Here is a 25,731-nt window from a genome sequence, read left to right as displayed (position 1 = left end):
GCGGCGGCGTACCACGAAATGCTCTCGCGATGATCATGGCTGAATCTTTTCGATCCGTTGCGGGCGTGGGTACGGAACCGGGCCGGACCGCGCGCGGATTCGGCCGGAGGGGCGCTCTTGCTTTCGCCGGTGACGTGTGCCGCCGGCGGGACGCGATCGTCAGGAGGACGCGTCCCGCCGCCGGTGCCGGGCCACGGCGTCGTTGTTGGCGCACCGTACGGAGCAGTAGGCGCGCCTGCCGTTGCGTGACGTGTCGACGAAGGCCAGGCCGCACCGGGCGCGGGCGCAGCGGCCCAGGCGGGTGTGGCCGGCGAAGCAGATGACATGGGCGAGGGCGGCGGCCGTCACGGCGCGGATGTGGGCGACCGGGCCCAGGGCCGGGTCGGCGTAGTGGAGGTGGGGGGCGTGGCCGTCGTGGACGGTGATGTACGGCTTGCTGGCGGCCTCGGTCAGCAGGCCGTTGACGGCCTCGCGGCGTACCTCCGGATCCCGCGGCCCGAAACAGGGCGCCAGCCGGTGGCTCCACGCCTCGACCTCGGCCGCCTCCCCGGCGGTCAGGGAGCGCCGGGTGGTGCCGCGCGCGGCGAGCAGTGGCTCCAGGGTCTCGGGGGTGAACGGGGCGCCGTCGGCCGTGGCGTTGACCAGGTCCACGGCGAGCAGGGCGGCCTCGCCGCCGTAGTGGGTGAACTGCATCGCCCCAGCGTAGCGAATGTAATGGTTGAACGTATCTAGGTCATGACAGCAGTCTGGTCGTATGCGAATACGGTGCGGTGAGGGCGGATGTCCCGAGGGGAACCGGTGCGCGGATCGGGGCGCGGACCGGCAGGCCGATCGGGGCGGCGGCCCCGGCGGGGCCCCCGGCGGAGGCGCGGGTGACGGTCCGGGCGAGGACCGGTGCGCCGTCTGCGGCCGGGCGGGCGCGGCGGACGACGCGCGCTGGTCCCTGCTCTCCCGCCACGCGAGCTCGCAAGGGGTGGTGGAGTACTGCGCCTGCCGCTGCGGTGGCGTGGTGGTCCTGGTCGACGGCGGATTCGCGAAGATCCTCCCCGGCCGCGCCCCGGGCCGTACGGGTGAGCGCAACCGTTGACGCGGCGCCGGGCGGGTATCCGGACAGGCGGGGAGCCTCATACGCCCCGGAGACCTAGCCGAAGGGGAGAGCGCCGTGAGCGAACTCCAGATCCTCGTCGCCGTGGCCGTCGTACTGGTGGCCCTCACCCTGGGCGTCGCGATCGTCCTGGCCGTCCGGCTCGTCCGGGCCCGCGGCGTGCTGCGCAAGGCGGGCGTGCCGCCGACGAAGAAGTGGCTGTTCTGGGCGGCCCTCGGCTATCTGGTCCTGCCGGTCGATCTGCTGCCCGACCCCGTGTACCTCGACGACATCGGGGTGCTCCTGATGGCGCTGCGCTCGCTGCACGCGGACCACCCGGAGCGGGAGAAGCGGGCCGGTGCGGTGAAGGGATGATCGCACCGCGCCACTAGAGTTTCAGACCGGTTCCATCCCGGCACGAGAGGTACCAGTGACTCAGTACGCGATTCCGGACGGCAGCGTCGGCGACGGAAGCGGAGGTGGAAGCGGCGGCCCGAGCGGTAGCGGCGGCAGTGACAGGGGGAACAGCGGGGGCAGGGGGAACGGCGGGGGCTGGGGGAGCCGCGACTGGTGGCGGGAGTCCGTCGTCTACCAGGTGTACGTCCCGAGCTTCGCCGACGCCGACGGCGACGGCATGGGCGACCTCCGCGGGATCACCGACCGCCTCGGCCATGTCGCGGAGCTGGGCGCGGACGCCGTCTGGCTCACGCCGTTCTACCCCTCCCCGCTGGCCGACGGCGGCTACGACGTCGCCGACCACCGGGACGTCGACCCGCGCCACGGCACGCTGGACGACTTCCGCGCGCTGCTGGCACGGGCCCGGGCGCTTCAGCTCCGTACCATCGTCGACATCGTGCCCAACCACTGCTCCGACCGGCACCCCTGGTTCGTGGAGGCCCTCGCCTCCCCGCCGGGGTCCGCGGCCCGGGACCGGTTCGTCTTCCGGGACGGCAGGGGCCCGGACGGGGCGGAGCCGCCCGCGGACTGGCAGTCCAAGTTCGGCGGCGCGGCCTGGACCCGGGTCCCCGACGGCCAGTGGTACATGCATATCTTCGCCGCCGAGCAGCCCGATCTGAACTGGGAGAACTCCGACGTCATCGCCGATTTCGAGCGCACCCTGCGCTTCTGGCTGGACCTCGGCGTCGACGGTTTCCGGATCGACGTGGCGCACGGCCTGCGCAAGGACCTCACCCCGCCGCTGCGCGACACCCGCGGCGGCGACACCGCGCCCCTGAACGCGCCGCCCAGCGGCGAGGACCACCCCTTCTGGGACCGCGACGAGGTCCATGACATCTACCGCACCTGGCGCAAGATCACCGACTCGTACGCCCCGGCCCGGATCATGGTCGCGGAGGCGGGTGTCAGCGCGGCACGACTGCCCCTCTACACCCGGTCCGACGAACTCCACCAGGCCTTCAACTTCTTCCATCTGCGCTGTCCTTGGGGCGCCGAGGCCTTCCGGGACACCATCGACCTGTCCCTCACCGGCGCCGCGTCCGTCGGCTCCCTGCCGACCTGGGTGCTCTCCAACCACGACGTGGTCCGCCACCTCACCCGCTACGCCCTGCCCGAGGCGACCGACCTGCGCGCCTGGCTGATGAGCGAGGGCCCCACGCCCCCGCCCGACGAGGCGCGCGGCCGACGGCGGGCCCGCGCCGCCGCGCTGCTGACCCTCGCCCTGCCCGGCACGACCTACCTCTACCAGGGCGAGGAGCTGGGCCTTCCTGAGGTCGCCGACCTGCCCGCCGACGCGCTGCGCGACCCGATGTGGGAGCGCACCGGCCGGACGGTCAAGGGCCGGGACGGCTGCCGGGTGCCGATGCCGTGGACGGCGTCCGGCTCCAGCCACGGCTTCGGCCCCGGCGGAAGCTGGCTGCCCCAGCCGGCCGGCTGGGGCGCGTACTCCGTCGAGGCGCAGACGGACCGCCCCGGCTCGTTCCTGGAGCTGTACCGTACGGCGCTGAGGCTGCGCCGGGGCTTCCGCGGCGACGAGGGTTTCGCGTGGCTGCCGTCCGCCGAGGGCGAGTTGGCCTTCAGGAAGGGCGCGGGGCTGGAGTGCCGCGTCAACTTCTCCGACGCTCCGCTGCCGCTGCCCGCGGGGGCGGTCCCGCTGCTGGGCAGCGAGGAGTTGACGAAGGACGAGGCGACGGGCGCGCCGCTGCTGGCGCCGGACACGGCGGTCTGGCTGGACGTACGGGGGTAACCGGCGCCCTGACGCGCGGGGGAGTACAGGGGTCAGATCACGCGGACGACGTGCTTGCCCCGTACCCCTCCGGCCTCCAGCGCGCGGTGGGCCGCCGCGATCTCCGCGAGCGGGTGCACCGTGTCCACGACCGGCCGCAGCGCCCCGCTCTCCACATAGCCGGTCAGGTCCGCGAAGTCCTGGTGCAGGGGGTTGCCGCTGAAGAACCGGACCCGCCGGGAGCCGTACACGACGGACGCGAGCGTGTACGTGACCGAGGCGCCGATCCTGCTGGTGTCGAAGGCGAGCCCCATCATGCGCCCGCCGGGCGCGAGGAGCCGCCGGTAGGAACCCGCCTCGCTGCCCACACTGTCGAACACGACGTCGAACGCGCCGAGGTCCCGCAGGTCGCCGGGACCGGTCTCGCGGTAGTCGAACGCCTCGTCGGCACCGAGTTCCCGCACGAGGTCGAGGTTCTTGCCGCTCGCGAGCGCGGTGACATGCGCGCCGTATGCCCGCCCGAGCTGGACGGCGACATTGCCGATCCCGCCGCTCGCACCGCGGACGAGCAGCCGCTCGCCGGGCCGGATGCGGGCCTTGTCGCGCAGGGCGGTGATCGCCGTCGTACCGGCGGGCAGCGCGGCGGCCTCCACCGGATCGAGTCCGGCGGGGGCGAGGGCCACCTGCCGGGGGCGTACGGTCACATACTCGGCGGCGCTGCCGACCCGCCCACGCGGAACCTCGCCACGGGGCAGCATGCCCCACACCCGGGCGCCCACCGCCGGGCCGGTGACGCCGGGGCCGAGGGCCGCGACCTCACCGGCGAAGTCGATGCCGGTGCGCCGGGGGAAGGTCCGGCCGCCCAGGGCTCGCAACTTACCGGCACGCATGGCGAGTTCGCCGCCGTTCACACTGGTGCCGTGCACCCGTACCAGCAGTTCGCCGGGGCCGGCGACGGGCGTGGGCGCCGTGCCCTCGTAGAGCACGTCCGGGGGGCCGTAACGGTCGTACAGCGCTGCGCGCATCTCGCTCAATGCCTTGCCCATCAGGAGAAGAAGTGGGGAGCGGACAGGGTTAAGTGGAAGAGGTCTTTCACTTAAACGTCACGCTAACACGCTAAATGAACGACCTCTTCCACTTGGGCTAAAGTGAGAGACATGCCTGCCAAGCCCTCTCGGATACTCCGCGCCGACGCGCTCAACAACCGGTTGCGTATCGTCGAGGCCGCCCGCGAGGTCTTCGCCGAACTCGGGCTCGACGTACCGATGTCCGAGATCGCCCGGCGCTCCGGCGTCGGCGCCGCCACGCTCTACCGGCGTTTCCCCACCAAGGAGTCGCTGGTCACCGAGGTCTTCACGGACCAGCTCGCGGAGTGTGTCACGGTCGTGGACGACGCCGTCGCCGACCCCGACCCGTGGCGCGGCTTCTGCGCGGTCATCGAGAAGGTGTGCGCCCTGCACGCCGTCGACCAGGGGTTCACCGCCGCGTTCCTCACCGCGTTCCCCGGCGCGCTCGCCTTCGAGCGGGAGCGCGAGCGCGCCGAGGAGGCGTTCGCCGGGCTGATCCGGCGGGCCCAGGACGCCGGACGGCTGCGCGCCGACTTCGTCCTGGAGGACCTCACCCTCGTCCTGCTGGCCAACGGCGGCGTCGCCGCCGGGGCGGGCGGTGTCGGTCCGATCGCCTCCCGCCGGCTCGTGGGCTTTCTGCTCCAGTCGTTCCGGGCCGAGGGCGCCGCGCGCCTGCCGCCCCCGGCGCCGCTCGGCCTGGACCGTATGTACTGCCCTGCACCCGACTGACGGGGCGTCAGGCGGCCCGCTGCCACTGCTGGTTGGTGGAGCCCGTGCAGGTGTACGTGATGAGCTTGGCGGAGTTCTCCGTGGACGCCGAGGTGACGTCGAGGCATTCGCCGCTCGCGCGGGCGGTCAGCGTGGTGTAGCCGCTCGCGTTCACCGTCACCCGCCACTGCTGCTCGGGTGCGCTGCCGCACGCGCGCTGCTGGACGTCGGCGGCGGTCTCGGTCAGACAGAGCGAGCTGTGCCGGGCCACCAACTGCACATAGCCGTCACCGGTGTTCCTGAACCAGAAGCGCTGATTGCCGCCGCCGTTGCAGGTGTACTGGGTGAGGGCGACATCGTCCACGATCGACTGGTTCGGTATGTCGGCGCACTTGCCGCTGTGCCGCGCGGTCAGCGTCTCGTACGGCCCGCCGGAACCGGTCACGGTGCCCGCCGCCGTGTCGACGGTCAGCTCGGGGTACCAGTCCATGGTCATCGAGGTGCTGGTCGGGAAGGCGAGCGGCAGCCACACGTACCGCGAGTCGTTGACCTTCTGGCCGAACGAGTTGCCCCACCGGTCGCCCATGTAGAGGTACGAGGTCCCCGACGTGCCCTGGACGGGCAGGACGTACGCGGTCTGGGAGTTGTACGCCGTCGGGTCGCCCACGTTCCGCATCGCGCTCCACGGCCCGGCGAGCGAGGTCGCGGTGGCGTACTGCTGCTGGTTGGGGCTCCAGCCGGTGGCGCCGGACGTCAGCATGAAGTACACACCGCCGCGCTTGAAGAGCGCCGGTGCCTCGCGGTGGCCGCCCGGCCACGGGTTGGCGACCAGGCTCGCGACGCCCGTGTAGTCGGCGGTGAGCCGGTAGATCTGGAGGTCGTAGTTCTCGCGGGCCGCCGACACCATGTAGCCGGTGCCGTCGGTGTCCGTGAAGAGGGTGATGTCGCGCGACATATGGGTGTCGAGCGGCCGGAAGCTGCCCTTCCAGGCGTAGTCGCCGTCGATCGTGGCGGACGTGGCCACGGCGGCCCGCGCCTGGCTGTAGTCCGTGGCGCTCTCCTTGTGCATCCACATCACGAACCGGCCGGTCGCCGCGTTGTAGACGACCTTCGGCCGCTCGATGTTGGCGGCGGCCAGTTCAGGGTCGCTGGCCTGGGTCAGCACATGCCTGCGGAACTCCCAGGTCTTCAGGTCGGCGGAGCGGTACGCCGAGACGTACCGGAAGGTGTTGTCCGCGTTGCGGTTCTCGCCGAACCAGTAGTACCAGGAGCCCACCTTGATGACCCCGCCCCCGTGGGCGTGCAGCAACTGGCCGCTGGTGTCGGTGAACTGGCCGCCGTTGGCGACGGACACCGGACCGGCCTCGGCGCCCTGCGCGGCGGCCTGGGGCAGGAAGAGCCCCGCCACCGCGACACAGAGCGCGAGCAGGAACGTACGCACGCGACTCATCTCAGACACGCTCCCTCAGTACGGTGAAGTGCCGTGCGAAGCCCGAGAGTCCGGGCAGTTGGCGGATCGGCGTCCAGGTGCGCAGCCCGTCCAGACTGTCGCTGTAGTAGTACTTCTGCTCCGCGTAGCCGTCGAAGTAGATCCGCCAGCCGCCGTTGTCCAGTTGGACGAGCGCCGGCCCCTCGCGCCAACTGCCCCAGCCCGCCCAGTCGCCGGTACCCGTGAACGTGTACGGCCCTTCGAGCCGGTCGGCGACGGCGTGCTCCAGATACTTCGTCGTCTCCTGCTTGGTGATCGCGTGGTACTTGCCGTCGTGCCGCACGACGAACGTGTCGATGTAGTTCGACCGGTCGAGACCGGCCAGCGGCCTCGGTGTGGTCCAGGTGCGCAGCGACGCGTCCGTCGCGGTGAGCAGATGCGGCCGGAAGGTGTAGGTGTTCGTCGTGTCGAGCGAGACGATCAGATGCGTACGGCCGTCGGCGTCCACGAACCACTCGGGCGCCCAGGTGCGCGCGAGCCCGGCCACCGGCAGGGTGTGGCGGGCGTAGAACTGCCAGTTCGTACGGTCCCTGCTGCGGGCGATCCCGATCGTGTTCCCGGTCCAGTCGGTGGTGTGCGCGATGTAGTAGTAGCCGTCGGTGTGTTTGATCAGGCTCGGGTCGCGGATCAGCCCCGAGGGCGGGGTGTACGCGGGCCCCTTCAACAGGGTGTACCCCAGCGCGTCCGCCGACTCGTACACGTACATGTTGGACTCGCTGGAGTTGGTGAACGCCGTCATCGTGTACCGCGTCACCGCCGCCGAGGTGTCCGGGACCGGCGCGTCGGCCACCGGCACCCCGAAGTCCGGTGTGCCGTCCGCCTTCCAGCCGAGACCCTGGATCCTGGTGTGCCGGTTCGGGTCGTTGAGCGGATCGCCGGTGATCTCCTTGTACTGCCGCGCGTGGTAGACGAGCACGTCCGTACGGCCGTCCTCGGCGACGGTGAACGAGTTGTGGCCCGGACCGTACTGCCCGTTCGCCTCACTGCTGACGAAGACCGGCGTGGGCGACTTCGACCAGGACGCGGGCGCGAGCAGATCGCTGTCGGTGTCGGCGGTGAGCAGCCCCATGCAGTAGTGGTGGTCGGTGGCGCTCGCCGAGTACGAGAGGAAGACGCGGCCGTTGCGCTGGATGACGGCCGGCCCCTCGTTGACCCTGTACCCGACGGTCTCCCACGCGAACTCCGGTGTGGTGAGCCTGATCTGCGGGCCCTTGAGGGTCCACGGGTTGGCCATCGCGGAGAGGAAGAGCCCGCTGTTGTTGTCGAGTCCCGGCTCCTGCTGCGCCCAGGCGAGATAGCGGGTGCCGCGGTGGGTGAAGGTGGTCGCGTCGAGCGAGAAGGTGTCCCAGGCGGTGGTGATCCGCCCCTTCTCCTTCCACGTGCCCCGGAACGGGTCCGGATGCTCGTTCTCCAGCACCCAGATCCGGATCTTCCACACGTCGTCGGCGCGTCCCGCGGCGAAGTAGATGTACCATTTCCCGTCGATGTGGTGGATCTCCGGCGCCCAGATGTGCGCGCCCATGTCTCCGCTCGTGTGTCTGCGCCAGATCACCGACTCCTCGGCGGTCGACAGCCCGCGCAGGGTGCGGGAACGGCGCAGGATGATGCGGTCGTACTCGGGCGCCGTCGCCGTGAAGTAGTAACGGCCGTCGGTGTGCCGGTGGATGTACGGATCGGCCCGCCGCTCCACCAGCGGGTTGCGGTACGCGGGTCCCGCCGCGGGCGTACGGTCCGCACCGGCGCCCGCGGCGTGGGGGGCGCCGGGCGCGGCGGCGTGGGCGAGGCCGGGTACGGCGGCGAGGGCGCCCGCGCCGAGCGCCCCTTTCAACAGCAGGCGGCGGCCGGGGACATCACTGCGGCTCATGCAGTCTCCCTTTCCGGGACGGTTCCGGAACAGTTCCGGGACAGAAGGTGCGTTCGAGGTGTCGAACGCCATCTGTGATTCCGAACGCCGAAACCGTAAGGGCGTGTTACAGGGAGGTCAACGGGCCGGACGGGACGAACCTCGCCCCGCCCGGCCCGCCCGCCGGGTGTCTCAGAGCCCGTAACGGCTCTTCATGTGACGCCAGAAGTCCCGGTACATCCACTGGTCGAACTCCGTGATGCGAGTGGCGCTGCCCGCCTTCATGATGAAGCCGCCGACACCGGTCGGGGTCCAGTCGTAGAAGTCGTCGAGACCGTAGGTGTGCCCGATCTCGTGCTCCAGGATGTGGATGTCCTCCTGGCCCCGCGCACCGACCATGTACTCGCTGCCGATCCGCTGGCCCCAGTCACCGCCCGCGCCGCCCTGGAACCCCTTGGTCAGCCAGAGCGACTGGTCGTAGTGGCGGGCCGCTCCGCCGGGACACTTGGAGTAGTCGCCGTTCTGGTGGAAGAAGCGCCCGCAGTCGGGCGCGCACTGCGGCGCGCCGCCCCCGTCCAGGACGTTGGTGTAGATGTCGACGGAGTTGTCGGTCCACTGGAGCGTCGAGCGGTTCTTGACGGCCCAGCCGACGATGTCGACCGGGACGTTCTGGTACGGGAAGCCCTCGAAGCCCGCGACGGTGTCCGTCCACTTCTTCGACTGGCGCTTGAGCGCGGTGTGGATCTCGTCGCGCAACTGCGCGCTGACCGGCTGGTCGGACTCCCAGCGGACGCAGTAGGAGATCCGGCCCTTGTTGGCCATCACCTGGTCCCAGCCGTAGTTCCGGAAGCCGTACAGGTCCGGGTACGTGGATTCGACGTGCCGCCAGACCTCGTCCAGCGGCCGGACGAGCTGGGCGGGCGGGTTCCAGGCCGCGGCGGTCGCGGCGGTCGGCGCGGTGTCGGCGGTGACGACGGGCGCGGTGACGACGGGCGCGCTGACGACGGGCGCGGCGCCGGCGGGTGTGACAAGACCGAGGACGGTCAGGGCGCCGGCCGCGAGGGAGATCACGGCGGTACGGAGCGGGTGCAAGGACATCACGACTCTTCCCGGGTGGGGGGGTGGGGGTGTGAGCACGGTCGCCCACACCCCCAGGTCTCCGCCGGGCGCCGAAAGGTTGCCGTCGCTCGGACGGCCGGGCCGTTCCCCGGGAACGCGCGCGGGTCAGCGGTCGCTACGCCGCTTCGGCCGCCGCTCCCGGCGGATCGAGGCGGGGCAGGAACAGGACGGCGTCGAAGTCGTCGAGCGTGCCGGGATCGAGCGGGAAGTAGCTGGGGTACTCGCTCGCGCGCGTGGTCAACTCACCTGCCTGCGAGACCAGTTCGGCCAGTTCGGCTGCGGTCACGAGGTGCGGCGCCGACGCGGTCGCGGCCAGCAGACCCTCCAGGGTGTCCGCCGGTGGCGCGCCGATGCCCAGGTGCGGTGCGGAGCCGACCGCCGTGGCGACGACCGCGTAGTCAGGGCCGTACGTACGGGCGAGATGGGCGCCGGCCGGGCTCCACACCACGTCCATGGCGCCGAACCGGGTCCGCGTCGCGTTGCGTCGCAGATGCAGGTTGTGGGCGAAGGCCAGGACAGGTCCGCGCCCCTGTTCGCGGGCGGTGAGCGCGTCCAGGTTGGCCGCCATCATCGCGTCGCGGATTCCTGTGCACCGCGTCAGCCGCTCCAGGGGATCGGTCCGGGCCAGGACCGCGTGGTAGGCGAGCAGCCCGGCGGCGGCGCGGGCGCCGAGTTCGGCGTCGCGCAGCGCCTCCGCAGAGCCGTCCACGGTGAGGTGAGGTGCGCCGGACGTGAGCAGCCAGGCGAGATCGTCGGTGATCACGCGCAGTTCGCGGGCCTCCGCCGTGTCACCGATGGAGTGCGAGGGGTCCATCGTGGCGCGGGGATCGGACCATCGGCTGTCGTCGCCGAGCAGCGCCTCGATGCGGCTCCACGGGTGCGGCACCGTCGCGCCGCTCGCGGTGAGGAAGGTGTGCAGCAGGCGCAGGGCCGCGCGGGGGCTGTACGCCCCGCTCTCCTCGCTGTTCTCCATCGGCGCGTCGAACCCGGCGAAACGCACCTGATCGGCCGGGAGTTGGGTGCGGTTGTGCGCGGCGATCCACTCGACCAGCGCGCGGTTGGCGGGGAGGGCCCCGAACCCGTGGCTGAAGCCGTCGGCCATCACCCGGTCGAGACGCCCGTCGCCGCCACGGACATGGTCGTCGACCAGCCGCCCCGCGAGGCAGTCCGACTCCAGCGTCACAGAGCGGCAGCTCCCCTGTGCGACGAGCCCCCGGAGGAGGCTGTTGCGCAGGCGCGGGAAGGTGTCGTCGCCGTGCAGTGCCTCGCCCAGGGCCAGCAGGCGGGGCCGCCGAGCCCGCGTACCCAGGAACCGCTCGACGGCCGTGTACATCAACTCGTCTGTCGTCATGGCTTCGACGGTATCGTTGATGTTTCGGTTGAAGGTTGGGCCGAAAAATCGCCGAAGAACACCGGAATCAACGGCGACAACCTTCAAACGGAGCGACACCTGGAGGAGAACGCATGAGGCCCGTGGACCTGGCACGCCCGCACGGACTGTCCGGCCAGGCGGTCCGCAACTACGAGGCCGCCGGCATCCTGCCCGCCGCCGAGCGCACCCCCTCCGGCTACCGGCGCTACACCGGCGAGCACGCCGCCGCGCTGCGGACCTTCCTCGCCCTGATCCCCGCCCACGGCCACGCCGCGGCCCGGTCGGTCATGACACTGCTCAACGCCGGCCGAACCGGCGAGGCGCTCACCGTCATCGACCGGAGCCACGCCGAACTGCTCACCGACCGGCAGACGTTGGACGCCATCGAACAGGCGCTCACGGAACTGGCGCACGTACCCGACGAGCGGCCGGCCCACGGCCCCACCACCGTCGGAGCCCTCGCCCACCGGCTCCGGCTCCGCCCGGCCACCCTGCGGCGGTGGGAACGGGCCGGTCTGCTGCACCCGAGCCGGGATCCCGCCACCGGCTACCGGACCTACACCCCGGCCGACGTCCGGGACGCCCACATCGTTCACCAGTTACGCCGCGGCGGGTACCTCCTCACCCAGATCGCGCCGCTCCTGGGGGAGTTGCGCGACGCCACCTCACCCGCCTCGGCGGCGTCCGCTATCGCCGCCCGCCGGGACCGCCTCCATGCCCGCGCCCTCGCCATGCTCCACGCGTCCGCCGAGACCGGTCACTACCTCCAGGAGCGCGGCAGGTACGCCGACCGGAACTGAGAGCCGGCCGTCAGTCCGGTACGAGCACGGCGGCGCCGGTCACCCGGTCGGCCGCGAGATCGGCGAGCGCCCGGTCCGCGTGGTCCAGGGGGTACGGGGTGACCGTGACGCGGATGCCGATCCGGTCGGCGACCGCCAGGAAGTCACGGCCGTCCCGCCGGGTGTTGGAGGTGACGCTGCGCAGTTCGCGCTCCTGGAAGAGATGGCGCTGATAGTTCAGCACGGGGATGTCGGAGAGATGGATCCCGGCGACGGCGAGCGTGCCCGCCCGGTCCAGCGCCGCCAGCGCCACCGGCACCAGATCGCCCACCGGGGCGAAGAGCACCGCCGAGTCCAGCGGCTCCGGGGGCGGATCGTCGGCACCGCCGGCGGAGGAAGCGCCGAGATCCAGGGCGAGCGCACGCGCCTGCGGCGACCGGGTCAGCACATGGACGGTGGCACCCTCGGCCAGCGCGACCTGCGCGGCCAGATGCGCGGAGGCGCCGAAACCGTAGATCCCCAGCCGCCCGCCCGGCGGGAGCGCGCTGCGGCGCAGCGACCGGTAGCCGATGATCCCCGCGCAGAGCAGCGGCGCCAGCGAGGCCGCGTCACGGTCCTCCGGCAGCCGGTACGCGAACGCGGCGGGGACGATCGCGACATCGGCGAAGCCGCCGTCCGCGTCCCACCCCGTGTAGCGGGACCGGGGGCAGAGGTTCTCCCGCTCGGAGCGGCACCACCGGCACTCCCCGCAGGTCGAGCGCAGCCACGCCCCACCGGCCCGGTCGCCGGTACGGAACAGGTCGACCCCGTCGCCCACGGCCACCACCCGGCCGACGATCTCGTGCCCCGGCACGGTGGCCGGGCGGTGCGGGGTCAGATCGCCCTCGGCGAGATGCAGATCCGTACGGCACACTCCGCACGCCTCGACGCGCAGCAGCAGCTCACCCGGGCCCGGCACCGGCGCCGGGCGGCGGACCCGTACCAGCGGACCGGTGCGGACCGGGCCGGGTGTCCCCACGGCCCAGCCGCCGAGGAGCGCGCCCGGCTCGTCCTTCGCCCCGTCCTTCGCGGGAACGGAACCAGCCATGTTCTCAGCGTGCGTCCGACGCTCGCCACCGGCAAACGCCGCCACCCTGGGTGTGCGGCTGATGGCCGGAAGTGACCGTACGGCCCGCTTCTTGGGAACCCCTTTACCTTGCACGGCCGTTCAGCCTGAGGCCGTACACATGGCCGCCCGCCGCAGCGGCGGGGCACCCCGTACTCCAGGAGGCAGCAGTGGCCCAGATCGACCTCGACAAGGTGTTGGACAAGGCGTGGGCGGACAAGGACCTGCCCGCCGTGCTCGACGCGCCGGTCTCCGCGCTGAAGGGGGTCTCGGACCGCCAGGGCAAGCTTCTTGACGAGGCGTTCGGCGTCAAGACGGTGGCAGATCTGGCCAACCTGAAGTACGCCCGCTGGGCGCAGGCGCTGGCGACGCTCGACTCCTCCGCCACGTAGCGTTCCGCACGGCCGAAGAGACCCGGGGCACGGCGCGGAAAATACCTCGCGCCGTGCCCGGGGGCCGGTTAGAGTGACCGCGTCAGCCGTTGAGCGCGCAGTGCGCGAGCGCACGGGAAGCGACCGGGAGGTGAGGACATTGATGACTGTCACGGCGCTGGGCGTTGCCCAGGTTCAGAAGATCATCATTCTCACCCCTGTGGTCTCCGGCTGACTCTCCTTCTCTTTCCACGCCCGTGCGGGCGTGCCGGGGCCACCCTTCGAAGGGTCTCCCTTGTCTTTCCCGCTCGCTTCCTCCAACTCCTCGAACTCCTCCAACTCCTCTGTTTCTTCCGGCTCTTCAGGGGTTCTGTCCGTCACGCACCCGCTCACCCCGTACGGCTGGGACGCGGGCTGGGCCACGGCGTTCGCCCCGTACGCCGAGCGGGGACTGCTGCCCGGCCGTGTCGTACGGGTCGACCGCGGCCAGTGCGACGTGGCCACCGCCGAGGGTGTCGTACGGGCCGATACGGCCTTCGTGACCCCGCACGATCCGCTGCGGGTCGTCTGCACCGGTGACTGGGCGGTCGTCGACCCGGACGGTGACCCCCGGTTCGTCCGGGAGTACCTGCCGCGCCGTACCGCCTTCGTACGGTCCACCTCGTCCAAGCGGTCCGAGGGGCAGGTCCTCGCCGCCAACGTCGATCACGCGATCATCGCGATCTCCCTGGCCGCCGAACTCGACCTGGGCCGGGTCGAACGGTTCCTCGCCCTCGGGTGGGAGAGCGGCGCCCTCCCGCTCATCGTGCTCACCAAGGCCGACCTCGTCGAGGACCCCGCCGTACGGGCCCATCTCGTCGAGGACGTCCAGACCACCGCCCCCGGGGTGCAGGTGCTCGCCGTCAGCTCGGAGACGGGGGAGGGGGTCGAGATCCTGTCCGCCGTGCTGTCGGGCGGTACGAGCGTGCTGCTCGGCGCGTCCGGCGCCGGGAAGTCGACGCTCGCCAACGCCCTGCTCGGGGCCGATGTGATGGAGGTTCAGGCCACGCGCGACGTGGACGGGAAGGGCCGGCACACCACCACGACCCGCAACCTCCTCGTCCTGCCCGGGGGCGGCGTCCTCATCGACACCCCCGGACTGCGCGGCGTCGGGCTGTGGGACGCGGTGACCGGGGTCGGCCAGGTGTTCTCGGAGATCGAGGGCCTGGCGCGGGAGTGCCGTTTCCAGGACTGCGCCCATACGGCGGAGCCCGGATGCGCCGTGCTCGCCGCGGTCGAGGACGGCGCGCTGTCCGTACGGCGGCTGGACAGCTACCGCAAGCTGCTGCGGGAGAACCAGCGCATCGTCGCCAAGACCGACGCCCGGCTGCGGAACGAGATCCGGCGCGACTGGAAGCGCAAGGGCGCGGAGGGCCGCGCCGCGATGGAGGCCAAGCGCGGCCGGGTCCGCTGAGCGACGGCGGGGACGGACCGGGACGGGCGGGGACGGGCCGGGACGGGCGGCGGCCGGGGCGGGCGACGAAGGGCGCGGGCGGCGGCCGGGGCGGGCAACTGCGGGGGACGGATGTGACGTCCGAAAACCGCGAGTGCGCCCGCCCCGGCCGGCGCACACTGGACTCGTGATGGACGAAGAGACCAGGTACGAGGCGGTCGCCAGCCGCGACGCCCGGTTCGACGGCGCGTTCTTCTTCGCCGTCGAGACCACCGGCATCTACTGCCGGCCGAGCTGCCCCGCCGTCACCCCCAAGCGCAAGAACGTCCGCTTCTACCCGACCGCCGCGGCCGCCCAGGGCCACGGCTTCCGCGCCTGCCGCAGGTGCAGGCCGGACGCCGTGCCCGGGTCCGCGGAGTGGAACGTACGCGCCGATGTCGTCGGCCGCGCGATGCGCATGATCGGCGACGGGATCGTGGACCGGGAGGGCGTGCCGGGGCTGGCGGGACGCCTCGGCTACAGCACCCGGCAGATCCAGCGCCAGCTCACCGCCGAACTGGGCGCGGGCCCCGTCGCCCTCGCCCGCGCCCAGCGCGCGCACACGGCCCGGGTCCTGCTCCAGACGACGGGCCTGCCGGTCACGGAGATCGCGTTCGCGGCCGGGTTCGCGAGCGTGCGCCAGTTCAACGACACGATCCGGCAGATCTACGCCCGTACGCCCAGCGCGCTCCGTACCGAATCCGGTACGGGAACGGGCGCCAGGCGCGGCGCCCACGCCGCCGCCACGACCGCCGGGGCGCCCGCCCTCGCCGGGATCCCCCTGCGGCTCGCCTACCGGGGCCCGTACGCCGCCTCCGACGTCTTCGACCTGCTCGCCCTGGAGGCCCTTCCGTCCGTCGAAGAGGTGACGGGGCAGCCCGGCGCCCGCACCTACCGTCGTACGCTGCGGCTGCCCCACGGCCCCGGCGTCGTCGCCGTCGACGAGGCACGGCCCGTGGTCGGCGACCCCGCGGGGCGGTCCGCCAACGGCTGGCTGGAGGCGCGGATCCACCTCACCGAGCTGCGCGACCTCACCACCGCCGTACAGCGGCTGCGCCGCCTCTTCGACCTCGACGCCGACCCGTACGCCGTGGACGAACGCCTCGGCGCCGACCCGTGTCTCGCCCCGCTCGTCGCGGCGCGCCCCGGGCTGCGCTCGCCCGGCGCGGCGGATCCGGCGGAGTACGCGCTGCGCGCGCTCCTCGGGGACGCCGCCGCGCGGGCCGTGCGGACGTACGGGGAGGTGGTGGAGCACCCGTGCGGCGGGCTCACCCGGCTCTTCCCCGGGCCCGAGGCGCTGCGCGAGGACCCGGTGGCGGGCCCGCTCGCGACCGCGCTCACCGACGGCACCGTACGGCTCGACGCGGGCGCCGACCGGGACGCGGCCGAACAGGCGCTCCTGGCCGTCCCCGGGCTCACCCCCGCCGTCGCCGCGCTGATCCGCACGCGGGCCCTCGGCGACCCCGACGTGGCGCCCGAGGGGGAGCGCGACGAGGAGGCGTGGCGGCCGTGGCGGTCCTACGCCGCTGGACACCTGCGCGCGGCCCGCGCCCGCGCCCGCCGGGACGGCGCCGCGCCGGCCGGTCGGGACGGCGCGGTTCCGCTCAGTCGAGACCCCAGCTATGGATCTTGTGCGGATGGATCCGGATCAGCTCCTCGCTGAAGTGCGGGCCGAGGTCATGAGGGCCCGTCAGCAGTTCCGCCTCGCCCCGGACGTCGACCCCGCGCACCGTCCACGGCGTCGTGCTGACGATGTCGTCGACGACCAGGGCGACCCGCGGATTGGCCTGGAGGTTGCGCCACTTCTTCGTCGTACCGAGGGCGAAACCACCGATCAGGATGGTCCCGTCGTCCTGCGGGAAGAAGCCGACCGGATTGGCCTGCGGCTGCCCCCTGGGATCGACGGTCGCCATCCGGCCCAGCCGCTGGGTCCGCAGATACGCGCGTTCGGCCTCGCTGAATTCGGTCATGGCCCCACCTTCACACGGGGGACGGGCCCGTCGCATCGGTTCCCGGTCCGGCAGAAGTCGTACGACCCACGGTCCCGTCCCCCGTTCCGCGTACCCCGTCCCGCCGTCAGCCCCGGGTCAGGACCACGCCCAGCCACCCGCCCACCACCAGCAGACACGCGAACAGCTCCACCAGCAGGGACGCCCCCGCCGTCCGCATGACCGTACGGGTCGACGCCCAGCCGTCCCGGTGGCTGCCCAGCCGTACCCGTTCCGCGCCGTAGATCCCCCCGACGAACCCCAGGATCCCGCCCACCACCGGCACCACGAAGAACCCCACGATGCCCGCGACGCCGCCGGTCAGCAGGGTGCGGCGCGGCACCCCCGCCCTGCTGGGCCTGCGGGCCGGCAGCAGCGGTCTGAGTGCCTGGTTGAGCAGCAGGAGTGCCGTCGCGCCGATCAGCAGGGCCCAGGCGGGGCGGGTGGTGTCGGTCAGCGCCCACCAGAGGACGGCGGCCCACACGATCGCCTGGCCCGGCACACCGGGGACGAGCACACCGAACAGACCGAGCAGCATGACCAGGGCGACCAGCACGAGCTGCCACACTTCCATCCGCCAACTGTGCAGGACGCCGCCCGTTCCCGCAGGTCGCGTCCGCGCGCTGGCGGCGTGTTCAGGCCCCGGGCCCGCGCGCCACCCAGCCCCGCTCGTAGGCGTGCCACCCGAGCTGGAGCCGGGTCGTCACCCCGCTCAGCTCCATCAGCCCCTTCACTCGGCGCTGTACGGTCCGCAGCCCCAGGTCGAGCTGTTTGGCGACGCTCGCGTCCGTCATCCCGGCGAGCAGCAGCGACAGGACCTCCAGGTCGGTGGGGTCGGGGCCGGGCGGGCCGTCCTCCCGTACCGCCCCGTCCGTACCCAGCCGCAACGGCAGTCCTTCGCGCCACACCGCCTCGAAGAGCCCCATCAGCGACTCCAGCAGCCCGCTGGCGTGCACGACCAGCGCGGCGGGGCCGACGCCGCGGCCCGTCAGCGGCACCATCGCCAGCGCGCGGTCAGCGACCACCAGCTTCGTCGGCACCCGCTCGGTGACCCGGACCCGCTCCTGCCGGCCGAGCGCCGCGGCCAGTTCGGTGATCCCGGTGGGCTGGGCGAGCACCTCGCGCTCGATCACCACCCGGTAGGCGACGCCCCGGCTCGCCGCGCCGTCCTCGGCCTCGTTCTCCCGCCCCGTCACGGCGACGGGCTGCCCGGTGACCAGGGCGCAGACCTCCTCCGTGGCGCCGAGCTGGAGCTGGAGGAAGCGATGGGCCACGGCGCTGGCGCCCGTCACCACCTCGATCAGATCGTGTACGGCGGGCTCCGCCGCCTCCGCGCGGTACTCCTCGGCGAGCAGCACCGCCGCCAGCTCCGCCTGTTCGAGCTGATGACGGTGCTGGGTCAGCAGCGCGCCCAGCGCCACGGCGGGCGGCGCGGCGACCCACCGGCCCGCCCGGGAGGAGGACTGGGCGGCCAGGCCCTGCCGCTCCAGCCTGCGCAGCGCCCGTTCGGTGTCCGGTTCGGGGAGGGCGAGCCGGTGCGCCAGATCAGCGACCTCCGCGGCCCCGATCGCCACCAGCGCCCGGTACGCGGCCTCGTGTCTCTCGTCAAGGCCTATGGCTCCCAGCACCCTGCCCACCCCTCCCCGCTCACCCCGCGCGACCTCCTCGGACGCGTCGGCACCCCGGCCCACAGTGGCGGATACCGGCCACGGCGTAAACCCGCCGTGCTCATCATCCCCTGTAAGTCCCGGCACTCTGTCATGGTGGCGCCATCACAGCAGCAACAGTCCCGGTCATATGCCTCCGCGCCTCTTCGGCCGGGGTGTGCCGGGAGAGCGATACGCGTGGCCACGCGCCCGGGTATCCGCCCGCGCTGGATCTGTGACCGTTCGCCGGGCGTCCTTCCCGTGGGGGGTGGGGTCGCCCGGCGGACTCAGACCGACCGGCACAGCGGAGCGGCGTCGCGGTCCTATTTTTCGCGATGCCCGTTTTCGCTCCCCGGGAGCGGTCGACAATAAGGGACATGAGCGAGCAGGGGGAGCGACCGACCGCCGACGACTGGTGGAACCGCCTGTACGACGCGTCGGCGCCGGACACGGGGCCCGCCGCGAAGTCCGGGGACACGCTCGACGACCGCTTCGACTCGGCGGCGGGCGCGGTGAACGGGGGCGCGACGGTTCCGGCTCCTGCTCCCGCTGCTCCCGCTCCTGTCGCGCCTTCGGCGGCTGAGGCCGCGGTAGCGGCAGCGACGTCGGCGCGGTCCGCGGTTCCGGTTCCCGACCCGCGGTCCGCGCCGCCGCAGAGCCCGCCCGCCCCCGCCCCGGATCGCACGCGGGTCACCCATCTCGGGGACCGGCCGCCCACCTACGCGCCCGAACCCACCGCACTGCCCGCCGCCCACCCCGACCGGCTGGACGAACTCGTCGCCGACACCGTCCTCGACGGCGCCTCCTACGGGACGTACACCCTGCGGGCCGTGTCCGTACGGGGCGACTCCGCCCGGTTCCGGGGCGAGCCCCGGCGCGACGCGCTGCTCACCGCCCGGTTCGGGGCGGGCCCCGGCGCACTCGTCCTCGTCGCCGTGGCCGGCGGCGCCCGCGCGGCCGAGGGCGGCCACCGGGCCGCCGGCGACCTGTGTCACTGGATCGGCGGCGCCGTCGGGCGCAGCCACAGCAGGCTCTCCGAGGACATCAGGGCCGACCGCAGGGACGCGCTCAAATCAGGTCTGCACCGGCTCACCGACCGGGGGTTCGGCAGGCTCCGGGCCCGCGCCGCCGAACGGGGCCTGGCGCCGGAGGAGTACACCGCCGGTCTGCGCTGTCTGCTGCTCTCCGCCGATCCCGGCTGCCGGACCCGGGTGTTCTTCGGGGTCGGCGCCGGTGGCCTCTTCCGGCTCAGGGACGGCGGCTGGCAGGACCTGGAGCCCCCGGCCGGCGCCGCCGCCCCCGCAGCCGCAGCCGCCGCGACCGGCCCGCCCGCCGAGACCCCCGAGGGCGACCGGACCACCATGGACCTGGAGATCACCAAGGACCACGCCCCGTACATCGAGGGCCCGCTCCCGCCACCGCCCGAACCGTTCCGGTTCCGGGCGTCGGCCGCCCGGCCGGGGGACACGCTCTTGATGTGCAGCGCCGGGTTCGCCGAGCCACTGCGCGGGGAGCCCGCGCTCGCCGGGGAACTGGCCGGCCGCTGGAAGGCGCAGGAACCACCGGGGCTGGCCGACTTCCTCGCGGACACCGCGCTCAGGGTGAAGGGCTACGCCGACGACCGTACGGCGGTCGCCGTCTGGGAGGGATGATCCCCGCGATGGATGATCCCCGCCCGCGCGCCCGCCCGGCGCGTGCCGTGGTGGCGTAGCTGCGGAGGCGCGAGGGGCCCCGCCGTGGGTTGATGGAGACCGCAGGGCGGGCCGGCGGCCCGGCCCGTCACCGGAGAGGGCTCGGATTCATGGCCAAGCAGAACGTGGCGGAACAGTTCGTCGACATCCTCGTCAGGGCGGGCGTCCAGCGGCTGTACGGAGTCGTGGGCGACAGCCTCAACCCCGTCGTCGACGCGATCCGCCGGACCCCCGCCATCGACTGGATCCAGGTCAGGCACGAGGAGACCGCGGCCTTCGCCGCCGGTGCCGAAGCCCAGGTCACCGGCGCGCTGGCCGCCTGCGCGGGCTCCTGCGGCCCCGGCAACCTGCACCTCATCAACGGCCTGTACGACGCGCACCGCTCCATGGCCCCCGTCCTCGCCCTCGCCTCGCACATCCCCTCCGCCGAGATCGGCCTCGGCTACTTCCAGGAGACCCACCCCGAGCGGCTGTTCAACGAGTGCAGCCACTACAACGAGATGATCTCCAGCCCCCGGCAGATGCCCCGGCTGCTCCAGACGGCCATCCAGCACGCCATCGGGCAGAGCGGGGTCAGCGTCGTCACCCTGCCCGGTGACATCGCCTCCTCGCCCGCCCCGGAGAAGGCGGTGGAGCACGCCCTCGTCACCTCACGGCCCTCCGTACGCCCCGGGGACGCGGAGATCGAGAAGCTCGTCCGCATGATCGACGAGGCGGACCGGGTCACGCTCTTCTGCGGCAGCGGTACGGCGGGCGCGCACGCCCAGGTGATGGAGTTCGCCGAGCGGGTCAAGTCCCCGGTCGGCCACGCGCTGCGCGGCAAGGAGTGGATCCAGTACAACAATCCCTTCGACGTCGGCATGAGCGGGCTGCTCGGCTACGGCGCCGCCTACGAGGCCACCCACGAGTGCGATCTGCTGATCCTCCTCGGCACGGACTTCCCGTACAACGCCTTCCTCCCCGACGATGTCAAGATCGTGCAGGTCGACATCAGGCCCGAGCGTCTGGGCCGCCGCTCCAAGCTGGACCTCGCCGTGTGGGGCGACGTCCGCGAGACGCTGACCTGTCTGACCCCGCGCGTGCGCGCCAAGACGGACCGCCGCTTCCTCGACAAGATGCTGAAGAAGCACGCCGACGCCCTGGAGGGCGTGATCAAGGCGTACACCCGCAAGGTCGAGAAGCACACCCCGATCCACCCCGAGTACGTCGCCTCCGTGCTGGACGAACTCGCCGACGAGGACGCCGTGTTCACCGTCGACACCGGCATGTGCAACGTATGGGCGGCCCGCTATCTCACGCCCAACGGGCGCCGCCGTGTCATCGGCTCGTTCAGCCACGGCTCGATGGCCAACGCGCTGCCGCAGGCCATCGGCGCGCAGTTCACCGACCGGAACCGGCAGGTCGTCTCGATGTCCGGCGACGGCGGATTCTCCATGCTGATGGGGGACTTCCTCACGCTCGTCCAGTACGACCTGCCGGTGAAGGTCGTTCTCTTCAACAACTCGGCGCTGGGCATGGTGGAGTTGGAGATGCTGGTGGCCGGGCTGCCCTCGTACGGCACCACCAACCACAACCCCGACTTCGCCGCGATCGCCCGCGCCGCCGGTGCCTACGGGGTACGGGTCGAGAAGCCCCGGCAGCTCACGGGCGCCCTCAAGGACGCCTTCAAGCACCGGGGCCCCGCGCTGGTGGACGTGGTCACCGATCCGAACGCACTCTCCATCCCGCCGAAGGTCAGCGCCGAGATGGTGACGGGCTTCGCCCTCTCCGCGAGCAAGATCGTGCTGGACGGCGGGGTGGGCCGGATGGTGCAGATGGCCCGCTCCAACCTGCGGAACATGCCCCGGCCCTGACCCCGCCGCCCCGCCGTCAGCCAGGCAGTCCGGCCGGCGGGCTCACGCCGGGGTGAGCCGCAGCGTCAGGATCTGGAACGGCCGCAGCCGCAGCCGTACCCCCTCCTCGCCCGGCTCCGCGTCGTGCAGCGGCCGTTCCAGCAGATCGGTCACCCGCGCGCCGCGTACCGGGAAGCCGACGCGCAGCGTGGCGTCGGCCCGGCCGCCGGCCGACTCGTAGAGCCGTACGATCACATCGCCGCTGCGGTCCTCGGCGAGCTTGACCGCCTCCACGGTCACCGCGGAGTTGTCGACGTCGACCAGCGGCGCCAGTTCGGGGGCCGCCGCCACCCGCAGCGGCAGATTGAGCGCCAGCCCCTCCTGCACGGTCTCCTCCACGGTGGCGCCGGGCAGCAGCGCGTAGCGGAAGCGGTGCGTGCCCTGATCCGTCTCCGGGTCCGGGCTGTGCGGGGCGCGCAGCAGCGTCAGCCGTACGGTCGTGCCGAGGCCGTCCGCGTGAGGAGCCCGCGTCACGTCGTGCCCGTACGTCGAGTCGTTGAGCACCGCCACCCCGTAGCCGGGCTCGGCGACCCGCAGCCAGCGGTGGGCGCAGATCTCGAACCGGGCCGCGTCCCAGCCGGTGTTGTCGTGCGTGGCCCGGTGCACATGACCGAACTGGATCTCGGCGGTGGACCGTTCGGCGTGCACATCGAGCGGGAACGCGGCCTTGAGGACCTTCTCCGACTCGCGCCAGTCGATGTCGGTGACGACATCGACACGGTTGCTGCCCGCCGTGAGCCGGATCTCCTGCGTGATCCGGGACGCCCCGAACTCCCGTACCACCCGCACCGATGCCCGCAGCGGGCCCGTCTCCACCAGCTCGACGGACTCGGCGGCGGTGAGATCGGTGTGCCGGTGCCGGTAGTGCCGGTCGATGTCCCAGGCGTCCCACTGGTTGGGGTGGTCGGGGTGGAGCTGGAGCAGATTGCCCCGGCCGCCGGGCGCCAGCACCTCGCGGCGCGCCACCAGATCGCGTACGGAGGAGAGCAGCCCGTCCGCGTCGACCACCACCTCCACCACCTGGTTCCGGAGCGTGATCGACCCGCCCTTGGCCACACCGGAGACCCCCGACCGGTCCAGCGCGCCGGTGAACGACCCCGACGCCAGCGACCGGGTGAACGCGGCGGCCAGCACCCGGCCGCCCGCCAGCGGCTGCGCCCGCACCGACGCGGGCACGTCGGCCGCGTCGAACTCGACCGGCTCACGGCGGGCGAACGGCGCCGCGTTCAGCACGGCGGGCCGGCCCCCGCCCAGCGCCGCCACCGCCTCCGTGACGATCCCCTCCAACTCCTCCCGTACCGCCCGGTACGTCGCACGCGCCTCCCGGTGCACCCAGGCGATCGACGAACCCGGCAGGATGTCGTGGAACTGGTGCAGCAGCACCGTCTTCCAGATCCGGTCCAGCGCCTCGTACGGATACGCGTACGGCCGCGCCCCCGGCCCCCCGCGCGCGTGCAGCGCCGCCGCCGTCGCCCACAACTCGGCCTCCCGCAAAAGGTGTTCACTGCGCCGGTTGCCCTGCTTGGTCTTGGCCTGGGTGGTGTACGTCGCCCGGTGCAGCTCCAGGTACAGCTCGCCCGACCAGACCGGCGCCCGCTCCCCGTACTCCTCCCGCGCCGCCGCGAAGAACGCCGCCGGGTGCTCGATCTCCACACGGGGCGAGCCCTCCAGGGACTTCAGCCGCCGCGCCTTCTCCAGCATCTCCCGGGTGGGTCCGCCCCCGCCGTCCCCCCAGCCGAACGGCACCAGGGAGCTCGACGCCCGGCCCTTCTCCGTGAAGTTCCGCTCCGCGTGCGCCAGTTCGGAACCATGGAACTGCGCGTTGTACGTGTCCACCGGCGGGAAGTGCGTGAAGACCCGCGTGCCGTCGATGCCCTCCCACCAGAAGGTGTGGTGCGGCATCCGGTTCGACTGGTTCCAGGACAGCTTCTGCGTGAGGAACCACTTCACCCCCGCCAACTGCGCCAACTGCGGGAACGCCGCCGTGTATCCGAAGGAGTCCGGCAGCCAGATCTCCTCCGTCTCCACCCCCAGCTCCTCCTGGAAGAAGCGCTTGCCGTGCACGATCTGCCGGGCCAGCGCCTCACCGCCGGGCATGTTGGCGTCGGACTCCACCCACATCGAGCCCACCGGCGCCCATGTGCCGTCCTTCACCGCCTGTTTGATGCGCTGCCAGATATGCGGCTGGTGGTCCCGCACCCACGCGTACTGCTGCGCCTGCGAACAGGCGAAGACCAGCTCCGGATAGTCGGCCGCGAGCGCCGTGACATTGGCGAACGTCCGCGACGCCTTCCGCACCGTCTCGCGCAGCGGCCAGAGCCACGCCGAGTCGATATGGGCGTGGCCCGCCGCCGAGACGCGGTGCGCGCTCGCCGACGCGGGCCGGGACAGCGCCTCCGCCAGCTCCCGGCGCGCCCCGGCCGCCGTGCCCGCCACGTCGTGCAGGTCCAGCGCGTCCAGCGCCGACTCCAGGGCGCGCAGGATCTCGTGACGCCTCGACCGGTCGGTGGGCAGCTCGGCCATCAGCTCGGAGAGCACCTCGATGTCCAGGACGAGATGCCACACCTCCTCGTCCAGGACGGCGAGTTCGGCCGAGGCGAACCGGTAGAGGGGGCGGTCGCCCGCCGTCAGCACGTCGCCGAGGAGCGTCGGCTCGAAGGAGCGCAGCACGGCCGGGTTGGCCGCCGCCTCCAGCAGCAGGTCCACGGACTCGCCGCCCTCCGCAGGGGCGGCCACCGGGATGTGCCGGTTGCGCGGATGGATGCCCTTGAGCGGCACCCCCGACGCGTCGTACACCAGCCCCTCGGCCTGGAACCCGGGCCCCTCACCGGTGAACCCGGGGTCGATCACCGCCTCCACCCGGCGCCCCGCCCAGCCCTCCGGCACGGTGCCCGTCAGCCGGAACCAACTCGTCGACCACGGCGAACCCCACTCCGTACCCGTCGCGAAGGGCTCGTAGGCCCCGCGCAGCGCCCGCTCCACCGGTACCGGTTCGCCCGGCGCGTGCCAGACGGCGAGCGTGAGCGGCTGCCGCGCCGCGTACTGCGCGGGGCGGATGAACTGGCGCAGCGCGCGCTCCAGCCGCCCTTCCACCTGAGTGCGGTCGTCGTGCATCGGGGCTCCTCGCTCCTCGGAATCGCTCTCCCCAGGACTTCCCCGCAGCCGCCGTGCGCACCCACCCGGCCGTGGCGTACGGCCGACGGGAGGCCAACAGTGACGAACACCATGAGTGGCCCATTCCGGCAAGGGGAATACACCTCTTGTACGCATGCGCACGAGCCATTTCAGGCGGGGGCCGGACGGGGGTCGGAAGTGACGAGCGGGGGGACCGAGTGATGAGAGGGCTACGGCGCAGAGTGGGGGGCGCCGATCTGGCGGCCGTCCCCGAGGTGCGGCACGCCTTACGGGAGATGCTGGGCCACTGGCGGGAGCGGGACTCCGCCGCGGTGGCCGAGCTGCTGATGAGCGAACTGGTGACGAACGCGCTGGTGCACACGGAGACGGGAGCGGTGGTCACGGCGACCGTCGCCGACTCGCGACTGCGCGTGGAGGTACGGGACTTCGTCGCCGCGCTGCCAGCGCCGCCGGAGCCGCACCGGCCGGTTCCCGACGACGCCACGAACGGCAGGGGGCTGGCGCTGGTGAGGAGCCTCGCGGACGACTGGGGGATACGGGCGAGGCCGGTGGGCAAGGTGGTCTGGTTCGAGCTGGACGGTGAGGCCGCGTAGCGGGTGGAGCGTGAACGGAGCCCGTCACGGCGGGTGATGAGGGGACAACGGCAGCGGACCGGCGCGACGGTCGTCCGTCACGCCGGTCCGAAGGATGCCGCTGCACAGCCTTGCCCGGGTCTTGCCCATGGTGCTCGCGTTACCGGTACTGCCGGTACTGCGTGTACTTCCTGTACTACGGGCCCTACGGATGGCG

The 25,731-nt window shown here is 72.6% G+C and carries 22 protein-coding genes and 1 pseudogene; 11 read left to right on the top strand and 12 right to left on the bottom strand.

Going from position 1 to position 25,731, the window contains the following annotated elements; translation table 11 throughout:
- Window positions 1-159 precede the first annotated feature (159 nt).
- The gene (locus ACIBJC_RS05240; RefSeq protein ID WP_399287944.1) at window positions 160-693 is read right to left on the bottom strand and encodes a CGNR zinc finger domain-containing protein; all 534 of its coding nucleotides are present in this window, start codon (window positions 691-693) and stop codon (window positions 160-162) included.
- Between the two features lie 61 nt (window positions 694-754).
- Between ACIBJC_RS05240 and ACIBJC_RS05235 the strand changes: the two genes are divergently transcribed.
- The 3 genes from ACIBJC_RS05235 (at window position 755) to ACIBJC_RS05225 (ending at window position 3,287) form a co-directional block, all read left to right on the top strand.
- On the top strand, window positions 755-1,087 hold the full coding sequence (locus tag ACIBJC_RS05235) for a hypothetical protein (RefSeq protein WP_399287941.1): 333 nt from the start codon (window positions 755-757) through the stop codon (window positions 1,085-1,087).
- Window positions 1,088-1,162: 75 nt separating this feature from the next.
- A complete protein-coding gene (locus ACIBJC_RS05230) occupies window positions 1,163-1,459 on the top strand; it encodes a YkvA family protein (RefSeq protein ID WP_399287938.1) in 297 nt (98 codons plus the stop codon).
- A 220-nt stretch (window positions 1,460-1,679) separates the two neighbouring features.
- Window positions 1,680-3,287: a glycoside hydrolase family 13 protein gene (locus ACIBJC_RS05225; protein WP_399288177.1), complete on the top strand. Its 1,608-nt coding sequence runs from the start codon at window positions 1,680-1,682 to the stop codon at window positions 3,285-3,287.
- A 32-nt stretch (window positions 3,288-3,319) separates the two neighbouring features.
- On the opposite strand, the gene ACIBJC_RS05220 is transcribed toward ACIBJC_RS05225, so the two are convergent.
- Window positions 3,320-4,300 carry an NAD(P)-dependent alcohol dehydrogenase gene (locus ACIBJC_RS05220; protein WP_399288175.1) on the bottom strand — a complete coding sequence of 327 codons (981 nt, stop codon included), beginning with the start codon at window positions 4,298-4,300 and terminating at the stop codon, window positions 3,320-3,322.
- Window positions 4,301-4,423: 123 nt separating this feature from the next.
- On the opposite strand from ACIBJC_RS05220, the gene ACIBJC_RS05215 reads away from it, so the two are divergent.
- Entirely contained in the window at window positions 4,424-5,062 is a 639-nt protein-coding gene (locus ACIBJC_RS05215; protein ID WP_399287934.1) for a TetR/AcrR family transcriptional regulator, read from the top strand.
- Window positions 5,063-5,069: 7 nt separating this feature from the next.
- Here ACIBJC_RS05215 and ACIBJC_RS05210 read toward each other — a convergent pair whose 3' ends face one another.
- The 5 genes and pseudogenes from ACIBJC_RS05210 to ACIBJC_RS05190 form a co-directional block, all read right to left on the bottom strand.
- Window positions 5,070-6,491 (bottom strand): RICIN domain-containing protein, encoded by a 1,422-nt coding sequence (locus tag ACIBJC_RS05210; protein WP_399287932.1) that lies wholly within the window; start codon window positions 6,489-6,491, stop codon window positions 5,070-5,072.
- Between the two features lies 1 nt (window position 6,492).
- Window positions 6,493-7,236, bottom strand: a complete 744-nt coding sequence (locus ACIBJC_RS05205) for a glycoside hydrolase family 43 protein (protein WP_399288173.1) — start codon at window positions 7,234-7,236, stop codon at window positions 6,493-6,495.
- 57 nt (window positions 7,237-7,293) lie between these two features.
- Window positions 7,294-8,394, bottom strand: a pseudogene (locus tag ACIBJC_RS05200) (family 43 glycosylhydrolase); the annotation flags it as partial.
- A gap of 171 nt (window positions 8,395-8,565) precedes the next feature.
- Entirely contained in the window at window positions 8,566-9,471 is a 906-nt protein-coding gene (locus ACIBJC_RS05195) for a hypothetical protein (protein ID WP_399287930.1), read from the bottom strand.
- A gap of 136 nt (window positions 9,472-9,607) precedes the next feature.
- The gene (locus ACIBJC_RS05190) at window positions 9,608-10,843 is read right to left on the bottom strand and encodes an erythromycin esterase family protein (protein WP_399287927.1); all 1,236 of its coding nucleotides are present in this window, start codon (window positions 10,841-10,843) and stop codon (window positions 9,608-9,610) included.
- A 113-nt stretch (window positions 10,844-10,956) separates the two neighbouring features.
- Between ACIBJC_RS05190 and ACIBJC_RS05185 the strand changes: the two genes are divergently transcribed.
- Window positions 10,957-11,664 carry a MerR family transcriptional regulator gene (locus ACIBJC_RS05185; protein ID WP_399287924.1) on the top strand — a complete coding sequence of 236 codons (708 nt, stop codon included), beginning with the start codon at window positions 10,957-10,959 and terminating at the stop codon, window positions 11,662-11,664.
- Between the two features lie 10 nt (window positions 11,665-11,674).
- Here ACIBJC_RS05185 and ACIBJC_RS05180 read toward each other — a convergent pair whose 3' ends face one another.
- A complete protein-coding gene (locus tag ACIBJC_RS05180) occupies window positions 11,675-12,730 on the bottom strand; it encodes a zinc-dependent alcohol dehydrogenase family protein (protein ID WP_399287921.1) in 1,056 nt (351 codons plus the stop codon).
- A gap of 188 nt (window positions 12,731-12,918) precedes the next feature.
- On the opposite strand from ACIBJC_RS05180, the gene ACIBJC_RS05175 reads away from it, so the two are divergent.
- The 3 genes from ACIBJC_RS05175 (at window position 12,919) to ACIBJC_RS05165 (ending at window position 16,253) form a co-directional block, all read left to right on the top strand.
- Complete coding sequence (locus ACIBJC_RS05175; protein WP_399287919.1) at window positions 12,919-13,140, top strand: hypothetical protein; 222 nt, start codon at window positions 12,919-12,921, stop codon at window positions 13,138-13,140.
- Between the two features lie 349 nt (window positions 13,141-13,489).
- The gene (gene rsgA, locus ACIBJC_RS05170) at window positions 13,490-14,572 is read left to right on the top strand and encodes a ribosome small subunit-dependent GTPase A (RefSeq protein WP_399288170.1); all 1,083 of its coding nucleotides are present in this window, start codon (window positions 13,490-13,492) and stop codon (window positions 14,570-14,572) included.
- Window positions 14,573-14,741: 169 nt separating this feature from the next.
- Entirely contained in the window at window positions 14,742-16,253 is a 1,512-nt protein-coding gene (locus ACIBJC_RS05165) for a bifunctional transcriptional activator/DNA repair enzyme AdaA (protein WP_399288167.1), read from the top strand.
- On the opposite strand, the gene ACIBJC_RS05160 is transcribed toward ACIBJC_RS05165, so the two are convergent.
- From ACIBJC_RS05160 to ACIBJC_RS05150, 3 genes are all read right to left on the bottom strand, one after another.
- Window positions 16,195-16,560: a PPOX class F420-dependent oxidoreductase gene (locus ACIBJC_RS05160; protein WP_399287916.1), complete on the bottom strand. Its 366-nt coding sequence runs from the start codon at window positions 16,558-16,560 to the stop codon at window positions 16,195-16,197. The two genes, ACIBJC_RS05165 and ACIBJC_RS05160, sit on opposite strands and share 59 nt — an antisense overlap.
- Before the next feature lie 106 nt (window positions 16,561-16,666).
- Complete coding sequence (locus ACIBJC_RS05155; RefSeq protein WP_399287914.1) at window positions 16,667-17,152, bottom strand: DUF456 domain-containing protein; 486 nt, start codon at window positions 17,150-17,152, stop codon at window positions 16,667-16,669.
- Window positions 17,153-17,213: 61 nt separating this feature from the next.
- On the bottom strand, window positions 17,214-18,206 hold the full coding sequence (locus tag ACIBJC_RS05150) for a helix-turn-helix domain-containing protein (protein ID WP_399287911.1): 993 nt from the start codon (window positions 18,204-18,206) through the stop codon (window positions 17,214-17,216).
- A 395-nt stretch (window positions 18,207-18,601) separates the two neighbouring features.
- On the opposite strand from ACIBJC_RS05150, the gene ACIBJC_RS05145 reads away from it, so the two are divergent.
- Both ACIBJC_RS05145 and ACIBJC_RS05140 read left to right on the top strand, forming a co-directional pair.
- On the top strand, window positions 18,602-19,876 hold the full coding sequence (locus ACIBJC_RS05145; RefSeq protein WP_399287909.1) for a protein phosphatase 2C domain-containing protein: 1,275 nt from the start codon (window positions 18,602-18,604) through the stop codon (window positions 19,874-19,876).
- A gap of 149 nt (window positions 19,877-20,025) precedes the next feature.
- Entirely contained in the window at window positions 20,026-21,768 is a 1,743-nt protein-coding gene (locus ACIBJC_RS05140; protein WP_399287906.1) for a pyruvate dehydrogenase, read from the top strand.
- A 42-nt stretch (window positions 21,769-21,810) separates the two neighbouring features.
- On the opposite strand, the gene ACIBJC_RS05135 is transcribed toward ACIBJC_RS05140, so the two are convergent.
- Entirely contained in the window at window positions 21,811-24,921 is a 3,111-nt protein-coding gene (locus ACIBJC_RS05135) for an alpha-mannosidase (RefSeq protein ID WP_399287903.1), read from the bottom strand.
- Between the two features lie 221 nt (window positions 24,922-25,142).
- On the opposite strand from ACIBJC_RS05135, the gene ACIBJC_RS05130 reads away from it, so the two are divergent.
- The gene (locus ACIBJC_RS05130) at window positions 25,143-25,535 is read left to right on the top strand and encodes an ATP-binding protein (protein WP_399287900.1); all 393 of its coding nucleotides are present in this window, start codon (window positions 25,143-25,145) and stop codon (window positions 25,533-25,535) included.
- The last annotated feature ends 196 nt before the right edge of the window (window positions 25,536-25,731 follow it).

Source organism: Streptomyces sp. NPDC050509 (genome assembly GCF_044457965.1).
Taxonomy (GTDB): domain Bacteria; phylum Actinomycetota; class Actinomycetes; order Streptomycetales; family Streptomycetaceae; genus Streptomyces.
Note: the sequence above shows the minus strand (reverse complement) of the source record. Positions and strands in the feature narration are given on the sequence as shown.